The 16,496-nt window shown below is 36.9% G+C and carries 16 protein-coding genes; 7 read left to right on the forward strand and 9 right to left on the reverse strand.

Going from position 1 to position 16,496, the window contains the following annotated elements; all coding sequences use genetic code 11:
• Positions 1 to 169: 169 nt before the first annotated feature.
• Both B9Y84_RS12255 and B9Y84_RS12260 read left to right on the forward strand, forming a co-directional pair.
• The gene (locus B9Y84_RS12255; protein WP_085517661.1) at positions 170 to 886 is read left to right on the forward strand and encodes a VIT1/CCC1 transporter family protein; all 717 of its coding nucleotides are present in this window, start codon (positions 170 to 172) and stop codon (positions 884 to 886) included.
• A 17-nt stretch (positions 887 to 903) separates the two neighbouring features.
• A complete protein-coding gene (locus B9Y84_RS12260; protein ID WP_085517663.1) occupies positions 904 to 1,365 on the forward strand; it encodes a hypothetical protein in 462 nt (153 codons plus the stop codon).
• 294 nt (positions 1,366 to 1,659) lie between these two features.
• Here the strand turns inward: B9Y84_RS12260 and B9Y84_RS12265 are convergent, their stop codons facing one another.
• Both B9Y84_RS12265 and B9Y84_RS12270 read right to left on the reverse strand, forming a co-directional pair.
• Entirely contained in the window at positions 1,660 to 2,052 is a 393-nt protein-coding gene (locus tag B9Y84_RS12265) for a DUF779 domain-containing protein (protein WP_085517969.1), read from the reverse strand.
• A 178-nt stretch (positions 2,053 to 2,230) separates the two neighbouring features.
• The gene (locus B9Y84_RS12270) at positions 2,231 to 3,754 is read right to left on the reverse strand and encodes an aldehyde dehydrogenase family protein (RefSeq protein ID WP_085517970.1); all 1,524 of its coding nucleotides are present in this window, start codon (positions 3,752 to 3,754) and stop codon (positions 2,231 to 2,233) included.
• A 234-nt stretch (positions 3,755 to 3,988) separates the two neighbouring features.
• Between B9Y84_RS12270 and B9Y84_RS12275 the strand changes: the two genes are divergently transcribed.
• On the forward strand, positions 3,989 to 4,930 hold the full coding sequence (locus B9Y84_RS12275; RefSeq protein ID WP_085517665.1) for an AraC family transcriptional regulator: 942 nt from the start codon (positions 3,989 to 3,991) through the stop codon (positions 4,928 to 4,930).
• A 169-nt stretch (positions 4,931 to 5,099) separates the two neighbouring features.
• Complete coding sequence (locus B9Y84_RS12280; RefSeq protein WP_085517666.1) at positions 5,100 to 6,017, forward strand: glutaminase; 918 nt, start codon at positions 5,100 to 5,102, stop codon at positions 6,015 to 6,017.
• A gap of 405 nt (positions 6,018 to 6,422) precedes the next feature.
• Here the strand turns inward: B9Y84_RS12280 and B9Y84_RS12285 are convergent, their stop codons facing one another.
• Positions 6,423 to 7,721: an MFS transporter gene (locus B9Y84_RS12285; protein ID WP_085517668.1), complete on the reverse strand. Its 1,299-nt coding sequence runs from the start codon at positions 7,719 to 7,721 to the stop codon at positions 6,423 to 6,425.
• A 44-nt stretch (positions 7,722 to 7,765) separates the two neighbouring features.
• Here B9Y84_RS12285 and B9Y84_RS12290 point away from each other — a divergent pair, with 44 nt between their 5' ends.
• Positions 7,766 to 8,002, forward strand: a complete 237-nt coding sequence (locus B9Y84_RS12290; RefSeq protein ID WP_085517669.1) for a hypothetical protein — start codon at positions 7,766 to 7,768, stop codon at positions 8,000 to 8,002.
• On the opposite strand, the gene B9Y84_RS12295 is transcribed toward B9Y84_RS12290, so the two are convergent.
• The 6 genes from B9Y84_RS12295 to B9Y84_RS12320 form a co-directional block, all read right to left on the reverse strand.
• A complete protein-coding gene (locus B9Y84_RS12295) occupies positions 7,999 to 8,355 on the reverse strand; it encodes a hypothetical protein (protein ID WP_085517671.1) in 357 nt (118 codons plus the stop codon). The two genes, B9Y84_RS12290 and B9Y84_RS12295, sit on opposite strands and share 4 nt — an antisense overlap.
• Before the next feature lie 13 nt (positions 8,356 to 8,368).
• Positions 8,369 to 9,139, reverse strand: coding sequence for a LytR/AlgR family response regulator transcription factor (locus B9Y84_RS12300; protein WP_085517673.1), 771 nt, complete (start codon positions 9,137 to 9,139; stop codon positions 8,369 to 8,371).
• The gene (locus tag B9Y84_RS12305; RefSeq protein WP_085517675.1) at positions 9,136 to 10,143 is read right to left on the reverse strand and encodes a sensor histidine kinase; all 1,008 of its coding nucleotides are present in this window, start codon (positions 10,141 to 10,143) and stop codon (positions 9,136 to 9,138) included. The genes B9Y84_RS12300 and B9Y84_RS12305 overlap by 4 nt, the downstream gene beginning before the upstream one ends.
• Before the next feature lie 122 nt (positions 10,144 to 10,265).
• Positions 10,266 to 12,176 (reverse strand): fasciclin domain-containing protein, encoded by a 1,911-nt coding sequence (locus B9Y84_RS12310; RefSeq protein WP_085517676.1) that lies wholly within the window; start codon positions 12,174 to 12,176, stop codon positions 10,266 to 10,268.
• Positions 12,177 to 12,508: 332 nt separating this feature from the next.
• Positions 12,509 to 13,228: an MbnP family protein gene (locus B9Y84_RS12315; protein ID WP_085517678.1), complete on the reverse strand. Its 720-nt coding sequence runs from the start codon at positions 13,226 to 13,228 to the stop codon at positions 12,509 to 12,511.
• The gene (locus B9Y84_RS12320) at positions 13,215 to 14,333 is read right to left on the reverse strand and encodes a cytochrome-c peroxidase (protein ID WP_245830862.1); all 1,119 of its coding nucleotides are present in this window, start codon (positions 14,331 to 14,333) and stop codon (positions 13,215 to 13,217) included. Before B9Y84_RS12320 ends, B9Y84_RS12315 begins: the two co-directional genes overlap by 14 nt.
• Positions 14,334 to 14,505: 172 nt before the next feature.
• Between B9Y84_RS12320 and B9Y84_RS12325 the strand changes: the two genes are divergently transcribed.
• A complete protein-coding gene (locus tag B9Y84_RS12325; protein ID WP_085517680.1) occupies positions 14,506 to 15,984 on the forward strand; it encodes an aminopeptidase P family protein in 1,479 nt (492 codons plus the stop codon).
• Between the two features lie 110 nt (positions 15,985 to 16,094).
• The gene (locus B9Y84_RS12330) at positions 16,095 to 16,478 is read left to right on the forward strand and encodes a DUF2784 family protein (RefSeq protein ID WP_139828025.1); all 384 of its coding nucleotides are present in this window, start codon (positions 16,095 to 16,097) and stop codon (positions 16,476 to 16,478) included.
• The last annotated feature ends 18 nt before the right edge of the window (positions 16,479 to 16,496 follow it).

Genomic DNA, 16,496 nt, shown 5'->3' on the forward strand with positions numbered 1-16,496 from the left:
ATACGACTCAACAACTGTAATTAATTACTTGAATTTCAATCCCTTTTAAGGAAAATTCATAAATTACTTATAGGTTCTGAGGTTAAAAAATGAAAACCAAAATGATATCAAGTATTTGCTGACAACTGGTATTTTCGAACGCTAGAATCAAATATCTAAAGCCCAAAATATGAATCAGAAAGGAGAAACCCTCGACAAGTATCTAGACAACCACTTTATCCATAGAAGTAATTGGTTGAGAGCTGCGGTACTTGGAGCAAACGATGGAATCATATCTACTGCAAGTATTGCCATTGGAGTGGCTGCAGCTAGTGATCTTAGAGATCCGATTGTACTGGCTACGCTTGCAGGTTTGGTAGCAGGAGCTTTATCCATGGCTGCTGGTGAATATGTATCAGTTAGCTCCCAAACTGACATTGAAAAAGCAGATATCCAAAGAGAAAAAGAAGAATTAGAGGAAATGCCGAACATTGAATTGCAAAGATTAGCTGAGATTTATGAAAAAAGAGGACTGAAACAAGAAACGGCACTAATTGTAGCTAAAGAGTTAACAGCACATGATGCGCTGGGAGCACATGTACGAGATGAACTGGGCATTAATGAAATAAGTCAAGCAAAACCGATACAAGCCGCTTTGGCATCTGGTGCAGCCTTTACATTTGGAGGTATTCTCCCCTTTATAGTAACGCTATTTTTACCATTAAAAAGCATGGAGTATTCACTCTATGGATCAGCTCTATTCTTCTTAATTATTTTAGGGGGATTAGCAGCCAAAACAGGCGGATCTAATGTACTAAAAGCTATTTTAAGGATCACCTTTTGGGGAACTATAGCGATGGGATTAACTGCCGCAGTAGGATATTTTTTTGGAGTCAATATTTTATAAATTTAAAACACACAATTATGAACGATGCACATTTTCATTTAATCGTAAATCATTTACCCATTATTATTCCAGTTATAGGATTAATACTTATGATTTCAGGCTTTATATTTAAAGCTGAAATATTGAAGAGAGCAGGGTATCTCTTCTTCATTTTAGCTGCAATAACTGCATTTTTCGCTATGTCAAGTGGAGAAGAAGCCGAAGAGATAGTAGAAGAATTGCAAGGTATAGAGCATAGATTTATTGAAGCGCATGAAGAAAATGCAGAAGTGTTCGCTACATTACTCTACATTCTTGGTGGCATTGCTCTAGTGGGAATTTGGGCAAATCTGAAAAACAAATCCTATTCCAAGGTCATTGCTTTTATTACCATGGCTTTTACATTGGTAGTCCTTTTCTATGCTCAAAAAACAGGTACCACAGGAGGAGAAATAACACATTCTGAAATAAGAACTGAAACTTCTCTGGAAAGTAAATAAGTCATTTTTAGATTCCATTACTTAATTCTATCTAACTCACTAAAAATGGGCAAAAATACTTTAAAATCTCCTTCAAACAACACCCCTATAATCCCCTCGAGGGGATAGTCTCACAGATTGTATTAAGCAGAAAACAACAAGCTATGTGACTGCTTTGCTAAAATATTAAACATGAAGAACTGCGAGGGAAGTTGTGCAGCAGTTTTACTAAGATTTTTTTTTTAGGTTTAAAATCAATAGATCCCTCCCTGCGAAGGAATAAAGTACGAATTGGATTGGACGGATTTCGGTATTTTATTTAGCATCTGCCTCCAAATACTCCTCTCCTGTCATGACGGGTTTTAGACTCTCCATTTCTTCCATAGTGAAGAGTCTAGAACGAATGATGAAACGGACGCCCATGGGAATTTCTAAAGAAAAGCTTGAACCTCTGCCGGGCGTAACATCGAGGGTAAGATGGGTATGTTTCCAATATTCGAATTGGTCTTTGCTCATGAAGAAGTCGCAACCGTAAACTTGATCCATCCAGACATCGCCTCCTCCGACTTTGAAATCTCCTTTTTCGAAGCACATGGGCGAAGAACCGTCACAACAGCCTCCACTTTGGTGAAACATCAATTCTCCAAATCGGTCTCTCAATTCATCTATCACTTCTATTGCTTTGTCGCTTATTGATACTCTTTCCATATATAGAAATTTAGGTATTAGATTTGATCTTATAGGTCTGCTTTTTCCAAAAAACATCCCTATAGTCCCCTCAAGGGGACAGTCTCACAGATTAATTTTAGCAGGAAACAAAAAAAGTTATGGGCTGAAAATAAGTTTCCCTATTGGCAACCCACAACTTATTACTTAGAACTATTTTCTAAAAGAAACCTAATTTATTCTTATCATAAGAAATCAACATATTCTTAGTTTGTCTGTAGTGATCCAACATCATTTTGTGGTTCTCTCTACCGAAACCTGATTTTTTATAACCACCAAATGGCGCATGTGCAGGATATGCATGGTAGTTATTTACCCAAACTCGACCTGCTTTTACAGCTCTTGGCACTTGATATAACTCGTGAGCATCTCTACTCCACAATCCGGCACCTAACCCGTACATGGTGTCATTGGCAATTTCAATAGCTTCTTCCACTGTTTTGAATGTGCAAACTGAAGTCACAGGACCGAAAATCTCTTCTTGGAACACTCTCATTTTATTGTGGCCTTTGAAGATAGTTGGCTGAATATAGTATCCGTTTTCTAATCCGGAATTTAAGTCTGCTTTAGCCCCTCCACAAAGTACTTCAGCACCTTCTTGTTTTCCGATATCCAAATAAGAAAGAATCTTCTCAAATTGATCATTAGAAGCTTGAGCTCCCATCATAGTGTCTTCCGCTAAAGGATGTCCCATTTTGATAGCTTTTGTTCTTTCTACCACTCTTTTCATAAATTCATCGGCTATATCTTCATGCACTAATATTCTAGACGGACATGTACAAACCTCTCCTTGGTTTAAGGCAAACATTACAGCTCCTTCAATACATTTATCTAGGAATTCATCATCTTTATCCATTACAGATTTCATAAAGATATTTGGTGACTTACCACCTAATTCCATGGTTACTGGAATAAGGTTTTCCGAAGCATACTGCATGATTAGACGACCAGTAGTGGTTTCCCCTGTGAAAGCTACCTTTGCTATTCTATCAGATTGTGCTAATGGTTTACCCGCTTCAGGACCAAATCCTGTTACAACGTTCAATACACCCGCTGGAACTACATCTTGAATCAACTCCATCAGTACCATTAAGGAGGTTGGCGTTTGCTCTGCCGGTTTTACTACCGTACAGCATCCTGCCGCTAAAGCCGGTGCAATTTTCCAGGTCGCCATAAGTAATGGAAAATTCCACGGAATAATTTGCCCTACAACTCCCAACGGCTCTTGTAAATTAATACTCACGGTGTGCTCATCATGTTCTGAAATTGAGCTTTCATCTGCCCTGATGGCACCCGCAAAATATCTAAAGTGATCTACACAAAGTGGTAAATCGGCTGCTCTACATTCTCTTAAAGCTTTTCCGTTATCAATGGTTTCTACTCTGGCGAGCATTTCTAAATTCTCTTCTATAACATCGGCAATTTTCAAGAGTACATTAGCTCTCGCTGCTGCGGATGTTTTAGACCAAGTGGCAAATGCTTTATGCGCTGCATCTATTGCTTTATCCACATCCTCTTTAGTTCCTCTTGCCGCTTTCGTGAAAGCTTTACCATCAACAGGACTAATATTATCAAAATATTCTCCCTTTGCAGGTTTTACCCATTCACCACCAATAAAATGGTCATATTGCGCCTTAAAGGTAGGACGCTCTACCGTTTTTTGAGTTTTTTCTAACGTTTCCATAGTTTTTCGTTTTATTTTTAATCTCATGTAATTTCCTACTATTAATTCTTAAAAGTTTTGTTAAGCGTATGAATGATTTTGCTTTCCATCTAATTTTTAGAATATCATAAAATTCACTAAATTGAAATAGTATTTTTTTTACTCGAAAGAAAATTCAGCTCATGACCTTGAAGGATTATGTAGAGGGCTATTTTTAGAGACAGATTGACCAACAGTTAATACAAAAGAACAGATATGAACAATGCGATCCGTCCATACCATGTACCAGTAGGAAATGAAAACTCCCTTTTCACCCTAGTGGAGAATCGTACTGCCTATACCTACGACAGCTGTGAACTGAATGTATTTGAAACCCACCAACAAGCGAAAGATGTGAGACTAGTTTTCAATGATTTTGTATTCACTTCCATGCTGAGAGGTAAGAAAGTTATGCACTTAGAGAATAAAGAAGCCTTTGATTATCTACCAGGTGAATCAGTGATTGTTGGGCCAAATGAGGTAATGGAAATAGACTTTCCGGAAGCTAAAAAAGGACAACCTACTCAGTGTATTGCGCTAGCTATTTCTCAACAGTTGATAGATTTTACTTTGGACATGTTGAATGAAAAGCACCCAAAAGTGCTAGAGCAAGAGCAATGGCAAATAGACCCCAGCATACATCACATCATAAACAATCAAGAACTGATAAATACGGTTGATAGGATTATTAAAATTTCTCGCACTGAAGACAGCACTACTAAAGATTTATATGTGGATCTGGCAATGAAAGAAATGATTATTCGCTTGATGCAAACCCAGGCCCGCCATGTCTTTACTTCTACGCCAAAAGCCTTAGCAACTCATCATCCTTTAGCCTATGCCATCCACATTATTCAAAATAAAATCAATCAGAAAATTGATTTTGATCGTTTGGCCAATGCAGCCTGCATGAGCAGAGCAACTTTTTTCAAAAAGTTTAAAGAAGCCTTTGGTATTACTCCAGGTCAATATGTACTGTCTGAAAGAATAAAACTGGCCAAAAAGTGGTTAAAAAAAGCAGACTGTAGTATAACCCAAGCTTGTTTTAATTCAGGCTTTGAAAACCTATCTCATTTTACCAGTACTTTTAAAAAAGAAGAGGGAATTTCTCCTTCTGCATTCAAAAAAAATAATGGCGCTAGCTCATTTTTGAATTAGAGTGACTTAATCTCGAGTTGGAAAATCTGTAGTTAAAAGGATCCTATTTAAAATGAGGACTAGATACTTTATGGTTTTAATTAAAATATTGAAATAAAAATTAATTTGGACAAATTTCTGTATCTCATCATCATTCCTGACGTACTAGAGAAGAAACAAAGACCATAATTTGGAAGACTACAACAGAATACTCGATGACATTTTACATACTGTGAATTCCGTAGACACTCCCGGAAAAGTAGCTTCGTATATTCCTGAATTGGCTAAAATTGATCCTTTCAAATTTGGCGTATCGCTTCAATTCGTTAATGGGGAAACTTATAATGCGGGGGACTATGATGAACGATTCTCCATCCAGAGTATCTCAAAGGTTTTTACTTTAAGTATGGCTATTCAGTGTATAGGCGACAAAGTATGGGAAAGAGTAGATGTAGAGCCTTCAGGAGACCCATTTAATTCACTCATACAATTGGAACATGAAGAAGGGATTCCTAGAAACCCTTTTATCAATTCAGGAGCGATCGTGATTTGTGATATTTTGCTTTCCGAATTAGAAAATCCAGAGGAAGAATACTTGAAATTCATTCATGACTTGCAGGGAACCGATAAAATCCAATACAATGAAGAAGTGTATCAATCGGAGAAAAGCATGGGCTACAGAAATATAGCCATGGCTAACTTTATTAAGAGCTTCGAAAACATTGACAATGATCCTCAGGATGTACTGGATTTCTATTTTTATACCTGTTCCATAGATATGAGTTGTGTTGAACTAGCATGGTGCTTTCAATTATTTGCCACCCATGGGAAATGCGCCCCTGATGGCACGCTCTTCTTAGAACGCAATCAAATTAAAAGAATCAATGCCTTAATGCTTACTTGCGGCTTCTATGATGAATCAGGTGAATTTGCTTTCCGCGTAGGCTTACCTGGTAAAAGTGGTGTGGGCGGTGGAATTGCAGCAGTTTACCCTGGTGAATTTAGCATTGCGGTCTGGAGTCCAAAATTAAATGAGAAAGGAAACTCTGCTAAAGGTATGCATGCGCTGGAGTTGTTTACTACTCATACTGAAGTGTCTATATTCTAATTTTAAAACACAAAGAAGGCCACGACTGTTTAAAAAGGGACAAGATATCTTTACCGAAAACTAAAGAAGATTCTCTTTAAAATACCTTAAATCTAATATAGGGATAATGAAAAATTTTAAAGGACTTTTATAAAGTATAAAAAGAACCTTAGCCCAAGGTATACTTTGTAGTTTTTCTCCTTTTCTTTTTTCTTGACAAAAAAGAAACAAAAAGTCAAGACAAAAAGATGCTCCTATGCTTCAAACCTGCTCCCTCCCCGCCTTTTTGTCCTCCTTCCCGCTCTCATTGAACAAATTTCAATTGGTTTAGAAATTTCGAAGTACTTACCAATAATATCCAACAATTGCCCGATTCCGGACTAACTAAAAGTTTAGCAATACATTTTTCTCTTCGTGCCTTCAAAATCAGACCTTCTTCAACCTAAAACTCAATAGGATTGCCAACACCAACAAACTCATAAAAAAGATAATCTGAGCTGGCAAGCCGAATAATTCAGCAATAACTCCAAATCCAGCAGCTACTAGCGTAAATAGTCCTATAAATGTGTTGGCTACCGAGACATAAGTGGCTTTATTATCGCTAGGAGCATAGTCTACCAAATAGGTCTTTCTACTTAATCTTGCACCACTGTAGGCAATACCATTGATAAAAAACACGGGCAAGAAAGCGTAGAAACCCATATTCCAATCAGAGGCAAAATAAAATAACAAAGCAAAGATTCCCCCTCCTATTGCGATGAAAGAAGATATTCTCATCAGGCGAGTGGCAGATTGATCGGCCACTTTACCCCAAAAAGGACTGCTTAAAACATTTGCAAGTCCAATGACAATTATCAAATATCCTAGTAAACTCCAGCTGGTATTATCGATGTCCTTCGCAACCAGAACATAAAATGGCTGTAATAAAGGAACAGCCATTAACAGAGCTCTCGTAAATAGAAAATTTCTAAAATCTTTTTCCTTTTTGATTAGCTCAATCCCAACCTTCACTTCTTGCAGTGGTGTTCTTCCACCTTTCGTTGCTCCTTTTTCCTCTTCTATCATGAAAAACAGAATAGAAGCTACAAACCACAAGACAGAAGCGAAAAGAAACATGAATCCGTAAACGGACCTATCAGCCTGGCCTTGAATGAAAAACACTAACACCACTCCCGCAATTAGACTTAGAATTCCTCCAAAAGTGCTACGATAACTAAGCATTTGACCGCGCGTACTTTTGGGAATTGTCTTGCCAACTACATCTTTATAGGCAACTGAAGCTACACCACTGGCAAAACTAAATATCCCTAGAAGGATTAAAAGCACTATTGGAATAGTATTTTGATTCCCGAAAAAAATATGACCTGCGGCTGCCAACCAAGCAAAAGCTTGAACCAAGCCACTCACTGCCCAAAAATATTTTCGCCTGCCGAAAGAACGAATCTTTCCAGAAACTGCTAACTGAGGTAACAATGAACCTGCATCCTTCACGGGAACCAATGCACCAATCATGGCTGATGAAGCACCAAAAAAATCCATCATCCAGGCAAGTGTCAAATTTGGGCTGATTATTTTCTCTGCCAGCTTAGTAAGGGTACCATTAACAATATTCAGCGTGAAGTTCTTTGGAACATTTGTGCAGGCTTCATCAGGTATGGCTTTGCATGCCCTTGGTTCATCTTCCTCTGTTAAAAAATCGTAAAATCGCTCTTTTAGCTCCGCCATGAAAATATAAAACTTAACTTTGAATAAATTTAAAATTATAAAAAATGAGGGTAATAGGTGAACTACCAAATAACTTTTGCAAAATCAGTTTGTTCCAATGGAATGAAAAATACTTGGTGAAATTTGAATTGGGTTTATATGAACAGACCTTTAAAATTGACGAATATGAAGTGGCTGATGTGGAGGAATTGAAAAGCTTAATCTCCGATAACTTTATCAAGAAGGTGATGAGCAGATTTGACGAAATGCATGCAGATTGGGGTGAAATCACTTTAAATTAATCACCAATCTTCGGTTTTCTCAAGGATATTTTATTAAATCCGTTAACCAGTACAATGGTGCCTCCAATGCCGATTGCACCCCCTGTATAGAGCAGAACCTCCCCCAATTCAGGATTAGTTCCTAAAAGTTGTCCTCCTATAATAGTGACTGTGTAGCCCAAGGTTGCCACAAAAATGCCTGTTTTAAGCGTTTTTTTAGCCTCTGCCAATTGGAATTGCATTTGCTTTACATCATTTTTGATGGTGAAAATTTCTCTTTTAATAGAGTCCAATTCTTGCTTAGAAAATTCTTGCGCAGATGAATTACTTATGCTAAAAAAAATACCTGCAGTAAGGATAAAAATATACTTCATTGTGTTTGTTACATTATTGATTAATCCAGTCTTTAAATTGGCCTACTCTTTCTCTGGCCACAATCAAATCTAAATCATCAGATGACTTAACAAAAAGTTTAAGTCTACCATTATGATAAGTTTTCATTTCAATCAAGGCTTCTACATTTATAATAATAGAACGGTTAATTCTATAAAACTGAGAAGGATTCAACATTTTTTTTTCTAACTCGTCCAGACTAAAATTAATAATATATTTTTTGGATGTCCCAATTTCCTTCAAAAAAACAATTTTATCTTCAGCATAGAAGTAAGCAATTTCATTTATATCCTTAAAAAGCATTTTGCTCCCAGCTTTTGTTAAAAATCTCTTTTTATAACCATTTTGTGAAAGTTTATCTAATACAGCTTGGACCATAAGTGGGTTCACTTCTGCATTTTGTTCATTCAAGCAAAGTTGCTCGTACTTTTCAAACGCTTGAAGTAAACGTGATTCCTGTAAGGGTTTTAAAACGTAGTCTATACAGTAATGATTAAAAGACTCTAAAGCATGCTGATCGTAGGCTGTTAAAAAGATAATAGGAATCTGAAAATCTTCCTGCTCAAATACTTTAAAGCAATCGCCATCAGCTAAATGAATATCACATATCAGCAAATCTACATCAGGAAATTGCTGTAGCAGATTTATAGCTTCTGAAACACTTTGGGCTGTTCCTAAAACGTCCCAATCTTTCCTCTTACTTTTGATGATCTGAATAATTCTCTCCTGTGCTAGGGGTTCGTCTTCAAAAATTAATAGTTTCATTTCAGTTCGATTAATGGCACACTAACTTCAAAAAATATAGCCGTCCGATTGATGGAAATAGTTTCTCCCAAAAACCTATAACGCTCAGAAATGTTTTGTAAACCTATTCCCATAGAGTCTACATCTTCAGTTTTAGGTTGCAAAGTATTTCTTATCTTCAATTTATTATCAACGTTTTCAATTGTAACTTTAACTGGCTTATCAGAAGTATAGAAATTGTGTTTTACTACATTTTCAATTAACAGCTGAAGTACCACTGGCGGTATAAAAAGCTGATTTAATCTTTCCTCTAGTGAAATCTCAATGATTAATGCATCCCGAAATCTGATTTCAAGGAGAGAAATATAATCGTTCAAAAACTTAATCTCTTGCTCAAGGGTAATTAATTCTTCATTTACATTTTGAGAAATATAGCGATAAATCGCAGATAGTTTTTGAAGAAACTGATCAGCTTTATCTACGTCATTATGCATCAAAGTAGATAGAGCATTCAGGTTATTAAATAAGAAATGCGGGTTCAATTGATAATTTAGCCTTTCATATTGGCTACCAATATTTACAGTTTTTAATTTTTGAGCCTCCAATTCTTTTTCCTTGTATTTTCTGTTGAAGAAAAAGATGGCGTTCAAAGTATTAAGAAACAGATTTATTCTGAAAGTAAAGGCGAAAGTCAAGAGAAAATTTTGTCTTGTTAGGGTAAATGGGTCTCCAAGAATTAATTCTGTGAGTTCTACAGAAAGAAGACTTGTCAAGATCACAAAAATGATACTTAACGTAAACTGCTTCAGAAGTGGATGAATCTTTTTTAACTTTTTGAGAAGGAATTTTTGTATAAACCAATTGGACATCCAGACCAAAAAACTTAGACCTAATATAGTCCAAAAAAGGTAATTATAAGGTAAACCAGCTTGGAAAAGCCTATCACCTTCCAACACAATAATATTAAGAAATGAATAAATGGCTAAAACCGCAATAAAGATAAATTTGTATTTATGTTGGAACATTCTAAATGCTTTCTAAAAGTATTTAAGTTGCGGATAAATAAACAATTGAAAGATGTAAGATAAAAAAGATGGGAAATGAATCCCACCTTTTTCTGTATTTAAACTTAAATCAACCATAATGATTAAAGAGTTGGTAATAAAACACCCTCAATCACATGAACCACTCCGTTTGCAATAGCAACATCAGCAGTCGTGACATTGAAAGTATTATCGTTAACATCGGTTACTGTTACTCCACCAGCTTCCGTAATATTGACCGTTAAATCTTCGCCCTGCAAAGTAGTAAATGTATCTCCATCTTCTAAATCGTGAGAAAAAGCTACTGCTGGAACGACATGGAAAGTTAAAACATCTGCCACAGCTTCTGCTCCTAACTTAGCTATCAATCCATCTAAATCAGTAACTTCTTGTGCCGCTAATAAATCAGCGAAAGCGTCATTAGTTGGTGCAAATACTGTTACAGCTTCTGCATTGGCTACGTCATCATCTAATTCAGCTGCTACTAGAGCATCTATCAATGTTGTTAGGCCTGCATCAGTTGCGGCTTCCACTACAGTAGGAAGCGTAATTTCTGGTAATAAAACTCCATCAATTACGTGCACTACACCATTTTCAATGGCTACGTCAGCAGTTACAACATTGTAAGTAGTTCCTGCGGCATCAGTTACGGTAACATCTGCTCCGGTTCTATTCACTGTCAAATCCTGTTCGGCTAGCGTTGTAAAAGTTTGATCACCTTCAGCTAAATCTTCTGCGAAGGCTACTGCTGGTACAACGTGAAAACCCAAAACAGTTTCCAAATTTTCTACACCACCAAGTTCAGTCACTAATTGCCCTAGCGTACTCACTCCATAAGCCTCTAATGCGTCAGCAAATGCATCATTGCTAGGAGCAAAAACTGTAATCGCTTCAGCCGCTAATAATTGATCGGCAAGACCGTCAACTGCTCCTACTGCATCCAATAAAGTAGTCAATCCAGCATCAGTTGCAGCATCTACCAAGTTAGGAAGGGGTAATTCAGGCAATAATACACCATCGATCACATGTACAACTCCATTTTCTATCGCAACATCTGCTGTTACTACATTAAAAGTATTGCCGGCAGCATCTGTTACTGTCACTCCTTCAGACGAAGAAGTAACTGTTAAATCTTGTTCGGCTAGCGTTGTAAATGTTTGTTCGCCTTCTGCTAAGTCTCCTGCAAAAGCAACAGCTGGTACTACATGAAAACCTAAAACAGTTTCTAAATTTTCAACACCACCCAAGGCCTCAACTAATTCATTTAAGTCAGCTGCATTATAGGCTTCTAGAGCAGCACCAAACGCATCATTGGTTGGAGCAAAAACTGTTATCGCTTCTGCAGCTAATAAGTTATCAGCTAGGCCATCTACAGCGCCTACTGCATCCAATATTGTAGTCAATCCAGCTTCAGTTGCTGCATCTACCAAGTTCGGAAGTTCTTCTTCTTCTTCTTCTTCTTCGTCCTCATCATCCTCTAATTCTAGCAATAATACTCCATCAATTACATGCACAACTCCGTTTTCAATTGCTACATCTGCAGTAACCACATTTACTGTATTATCTGTGGCATCTGTTACTGTAACGTTTCCATCAGAAAGCGTAACCGTCAAAGATTGACCTCCCAAGGTATTGAATGTTTGTGCTCCATCTGCCAAATCATCAGAAAATGCAATGGCCGGAACAACATGATAACCCAAAACAGTTTCAAGATTTTCAACTCCTCCTAAAGCTTCCACCAATTCATTCAAATCTGCTGCGTTAAAAGCTGCTAAAGCATCAGAGAAAGCGGCATTTGTTGGTGCAAATACAGTAATCTCGTTAGCTCCTAAAAGCGTTTGATCTAGACCATCTACCGCTCCAACTGCATCTAGTAAAGTAGTTAAACCCGCTTCTTCAGCCGCTTCGACCAAAGTTGGTAAAGGTTCCATTTCATCATCATCCATTTCGTCATCGCAGGCAATCGCGATAAACGTTAAGGGAATTAGTAATAACAATCTCCATAAATTTTTCATAGTCGTTAATTTTTTTGTTTGATGTAACAACATGAAATACTGCTGGTAGTTACAGCATTGTAAGACGAACCGTAGATTTACCTAGATGAGTTGATTGTTTATAATGATGAGTCGCAATAAATATTTCCAATAATGTTTCAGTGACTGCTCTCATAAGATTTATAAATAGGTAAGGTGGGGAACGACCTAATCGCACTGAAACAGAAAAAGAAAAATATAGGATGGCACTTTGGACTACGAAAGCTAAAAAAGTGTAAATAGCAGCCTCTGCAAGATTCTCATTCGTTTTGAGCAATCATAAACCTAAAGACTTACTTACCATCGTTTTTACACTACTCTAGCAATTTTACAAATCCCTCAGCATAATTCTCCCCTATCAAATCAGCTTCATTATTAAACTGAAAATCACTCAATTCTTCAAAATCGATTGTATTAGGATTTTGGAAAGCCTCCAGCAGGTCTAGTTCAAAATTTAATTCTGCGCCAGATGCACCCACAACAAGTGGAGTTTGAAAAGTAAATGACTGCGGTTTGAAATTGGTTTCAGTCCCAATATGTACCACGACACCTCTTCTATTCCCAGCTTTATCTTCAAACTCGCCATCCATTCTGATGAACTTGTAGCCTGTCGTCCAGTTCCACGCCATATTATTGCTCGGATCTAAATCTCCACTTGTAGACTTAGAAAGGTTTGTATCTTCTCTGATCCCTATATTAAAATTTATTGCTACATATTCGTCTTGCTTTACGAAAGGGAGGCTAAAAGTAAATTTATTACCTTCTCTAGGTTCTATTAAATGATAACTAGGAGTGAAAGCGGTGATTAAACCTTCAGTATCTACTAATTGAATTTCAGTTATATACGTTCTCCACAATCGTAGTGAAAACTCATTACCTGCAGCATTTTGATATAAAGTATTATATTCAAAATTTTCACTTCCTGCTCTATGAAAGAAATTGAATTTTAGTGGGCCTCCTTCAATTTTTTCATCTTTACAAGACAAAACAATTACAGCTAACAGAATAAATAATAATAGTTTAAAAGTTTTCATCGCTAAATGGGTTAGAGAATTGAGGGTTCGTAATAAATTCTTCATCTGTCAACATATGCAAGAATGCTAATATATCATCTTTTTCTTGATCTGTTAAAAATAATTCTGGTCTCTCCCCGGAAGCTTGATTTTCATTGCTGCCTTCAATAATCAATATATCTAAAGTACTGCTCTGATGAATGCCATTGTCATAATGCTCAATTACCTCTTCCAAAGTTTCAAACCTGCCATCGTGCATATAAGGAGCAGTCAAAGCAATATTTCTTAGGCTGGGTGTTTTGAACCTCCCTTTATCGGCAGGATTTCCAGTAACCCGCATCAAGCCATCCTTCATATTTTCATCGTTGTCCAAACCATTATTATGAAACCCCTGAAACTCGTCAATAGCGCCCGAAGTTAAGGGACCCAAATGGCAATCGCCACAATTTCCTCCTCTCAACTGACCTGGAATTGGGTGTGTGAAAAACAATTGTTCTCCCCTTCTTTCAGATGGTGTTGGTTCATATTCCCCTCTCAAATATTGGTCATATTTTGAATTGGACGAAATCAAAGCCCTTTGAAACTGAGCAAGCGCTCTCCCAATAAGTTCTTCTGTAATCACTTCAGTCTCAAAAGCCTCTTGAAATAGTCTTTGATACCCTTCCTCTTCCAGTTCCCTGATTGCATCATCAAAATTCTCATGCATTTCAATTGGATTTCGAATCGGCTCAGTGGATTGTACCTCTACGCTTTCCATTTTCCCGTTCCATGTAAAATGCTCCGCCCAAAGTAAATTGACCAAAGACATGCTGCTGAATTCTCCGCTTATACCGTCTATTCCTGGGCTAACTGCCTTACCATCCGTAAAGGCTTTGTTTTGCTGATGGCAACTCGCACAAGACATACTGTTATCACCTGATAGTTTCTTTTCATAAAATAACATCCTGCCCAATTCAAATCCTTTGGTAGTAATTGGATTATTCTCGGGGATACGTTCATTGAAACTTCCGAAATAAGATGGGACACTTATTTCAAAATCATTATCAGGTTCAATTTCCTTCCCTTTGGGTTCACACCCTTCAAAAACAAATAAAAACAATATAGCAGAAAATAAAATGGATCGCATTTTTCAGGCCGATAGAATTAAAGAATATGATTACCTCTCAACAAACGTAATTTATAAGAGAAAAAGTTTATATGGGTTGAATTAATTTATATTGCTATGATAATAACAACCATTAGTATAAAATTTTATCGATTTTTTATATAATTTTCATACATTTCTAAAAATCAAAATTATGAAAATTTGCTACACCGTCTTTGTTTTATTTTTCGCTTCGTTCTTGGTATTTAGTCAAGCTCAAAAGCCAGATGACTTTTTATCAAGTGATTTCCATAAAGAAAGGAGAGCTCTTCTAAGAGATAAATTACCAGAAAACTCCGTGGCTGTTTTCTTTTCGAATCCTATTCGGAACCGAGCTAATGATGTTAATTTTAAATATCATCAAGACCCTAATTTTTATTATTTGACGGGCCATAGACAGCCGCATGGATTATTGATGATATTTTCTGAGGAACAAACCATCAACGGAAAGACCTTGGATGAAGTGATATTTGTAAGAGGTAGAAATGCGCTAGCCGAGCTATATGATGGTGGAAGAATTAGTACTAATCAAGCTGTAACTGACTTGCAATTTGAAGTAGCTTTCGAAACTCCGGAATTCAAGAATTTCCTGATCGATTTCTCGAAATATGATCAAGTTCTGTTCTACGATTTTCAAGATGACGTTCGTGAAACAAATGAAGAGGGAGATCTTTATGATCTGATGTCTCAATTTAAACAAAAAGCTAACTACCCTGATGAAAACAAACTAGATATAACTCCAGAGCCTCAAAAAAACAACCTAAATACCACACTTTTAGATAAATTATTGCGTCCTATGAGAGGGATCAAAACTGAGGAAGAAATGGACTTGCTAAGAAAAGCAGTTAAAATTTCTGCCTTGGGGCAATCGGAAGTAATGCGTGCTATGGAACCAGGCATGTCGGAACTTGAAGTACAAGGGATGCATGAATTTATTTACAAAAAATATAAAGCTGAATATGAGGGGTATCCTAGTATTGTAGGAGCTGGCCACAATGGTTGTGTATTACATTATATAGACAACTACAAACCGGAAATTGAAGATGGGGAATTGATTTTGATGGATTTAGGAGCTGAATATCACGGCTACACTGCTGACGTAACAAGAACTATTCCTGTGAATGGAAAATTCACCAAAGAACAAAAAGCAATTTATGATTTGGTTTATGAAGCACAAGAAGCTGGAATGGCAGTAGCTAAAGCAGGGGTTCCTTTTTCTGCTGTGTTTGATACCACTCTAGCTGTTATAAACGAAGGCCTACTAAAATTAGGAATAGTCGAAAGCCTTAGCGAAGAGGATTTGATTGATCCAGCAACAGGAAGACATCGCTATTATCCTCATGGGTGCTGCCATCATATTGGCTTGGATGTGCATGACTTAGGTGAATACGGTACTTTAGAAGAAAATATGGTCATTACCATCGAACCAGGAATTTACATTCCTGAAGGAAGTCCTTGTGACGAAAAATGGTGGGACATACCGGTGAGAATTGAGGACGACTATCTGATTAAAAAGGAAGGAGTTGAATTGCTATCCCATGATGCTCCGCGTAAAAGCAGCGAAATAGAAAAGCTAATGAAAGAAGAGAGTGCCTTTGGGCAATTGAATTTACCTAAGCTAGAGGAAGAATAATCTGGAAAAAACCTCGATTTTTCTATAATTAAGATGGCTTTATTGCATTAGTAATTAGCGTTAGAAATAGAGTTCAGATTTAGGATGAATTGCTGTAAATTTTTGATAAAATGAACGAATCTATCCTCTATATTCTCAATGCTTTCTTCTTTATATTTCACGGAGTCTTAATCTTATTTAATGTCTTCGGCTGGTTATTCAGAAAAACTAGGATATGGAATCTTGTTACACTTTTGGCCACCGCTTGCTCGTGGTTTATTTTGGGTGCATGGAAAGGCTGGGGCTACTGTCCGTGCACTGATTGGCATTGGACGGTCCGATCTGAACTTGGTCTACAAATTGAAACCAATTCTTATATCGATTTTTTGCTCATTAATTTACTGGGAATTAACTTGCCAAAACGGACTGTTGACATTTATACTTTAATTATTTTTTTGACATGTTTAGGAGCTAGTATCTGGGTGAATAGCAGAAAAATAGATATCATCAAATAAATGTTTTGAAACGTTTAG

Origin of the sequence: Marivirga sericea, assembly GCF_900177665.1 — a bacterium.
GTDB classification, from domain to species: domain Bacteria; phylum Bacteroidota; class Bacteroidia; order Cytophagales; family Cyclobacteriaceae; genus Marivirga; species Marivirga sericea.